This is a genomic window from Streptomyces sp. WAC04114 (assembly GCF_019733245.1).
GTDB classification, from domain to species: Bacteria; Actinomycetota; Actinomycetes; order Streptomycetales; family Streptomycetaceae; genus Streptomyces; species Streptomyces massasporeus_A.
Genome location: NZ_JAIGQA010000378.1, coordinates 1 through 1,086, shown reverse-complemented (window position 1 = coordinate 1,086; position 1,086 = coordinate 1). Strand labels below are relative to the sequence as shown.

Annotated in this window: 3 protein-coding genes; all 3 read right to left on the bottom strand. The window is 74.0% G+C overall.

Annotation, left to right across the window (positions count from 1 at the left end; translation table 11 throughout):
- A partial coding sequence (locus K4G64_RS39305; protein ID WP_221760626.1) for a hypothetical protein occupies window positions 1-329 on the bottom strand: 329 nt, incomplete at its 3' end.
- 162 nt (window positions 330-491) lie between these two features.
- Window positions 492-650 (bottom strand): DUF6760 family protein, encoded by a 159-nt coding sequence (locus tag K4G64_RS39300; protein ID WP_221760625.1) that lies wholly within the window; start codon window positions 648-650, stop codon window positions 492-494.
- On the bottom strand, window positions 647-1,086 hold a 440-nt coding region (locus K4G64_RS39295; protein ID WP_221760624.1), incomplete at its 5' end, for a hypothetical protein. The genes K4G64_RS39300 and K4G64_RS39295, both read right to left, overlap by 4 nt.

Here is a 1,086-nt window from a genome sequence, read left to right as displayed (position 1 = left end):
GGCACCGCCGGTGGCCGCTGCGGCACCGGCTCCGAACCCGCCGACGGCGCCAACGGCACCAACGGCAGCGCACCCGCCCGGCGTTCCAGGCCCGACACCGGGCGGCCCGAGGTAGGACGACGCGGTGCGTCGCCCAGTACGGCGCTCGACCGCCCGTCCAGGACCGCATGGGACGTCATGCCCATGAACGACGGGTTCTGCCACGTCGGCAACCGCCCGCCGAAGCCCGCGTCCGCGACCCCGGACCCCTGCCCCGAGGCCAGCGCACGCCGGATCGGCGGCAGTCCCGACCAGGAGGCGGTCACCGCCGGACCGGCATCCGCGCCCACGCCCGATACACCCGTACCGGCATCGGACCGCTCCCCGGCCTCAGCCCCGGACTCGGCTCCAGCCCCGGAGGACACGGCCCCGGCAGCGACCTCGCCGCCACCCGCGCCGGAGGCCTCCGTCCCGTTCCCGCGCCCCCGCAACCGCCCCAGGAACCCCATCCCTCAGCCCTCCGACCCGGCACGCGTCACCAGGGACGCGATCTCGCTCGTGAAGCGGCGGCGGTCGTGGTGTTCCAGGTCCAGGATCTCGTCCATGCTCCAGTGGAAGTGGTAGGCGACGTACGCGATCTCCTCGTGCAGCCGGTCGGTCGCGTACGTCACGATTCCCCCAGGCGGCTCCCGCCGAGTTCCACCTCGAAGTGCTCCGCGCAGTGGGGACACCGCACGGCCGCGCGGGTGTGCCCCTCCGCGTTGATCTGGCGGTAGAAGTCCTGAAGGAACGCCAGGTCGGAGGCAAACATGTTCTCCACGATGCCGTCGTGGACCATCGGCAGCGTGCCGAGCCGGGTGATGACCCGGCCCAGCAGCACCACCGACAGGTACGCCGGGTTCTCCTGGACGCGGACGTCCCGCAGCGGGACCAGTTCGTCCCTCGCCGTCGACAGGCGCATGACGCCGTCCCGGTGGACGGTGCCCGAGTCGTCGACGTAGCCGCGCGGCAGCTGGAAGGGGAACTCGGTGCGCAGGTGGTCCTGCGGGAGGAGCGGGGCCTGCGCGGGGGCGGCGGGGTCCGGGACCGGCGCCCCCGCGCAGGCCC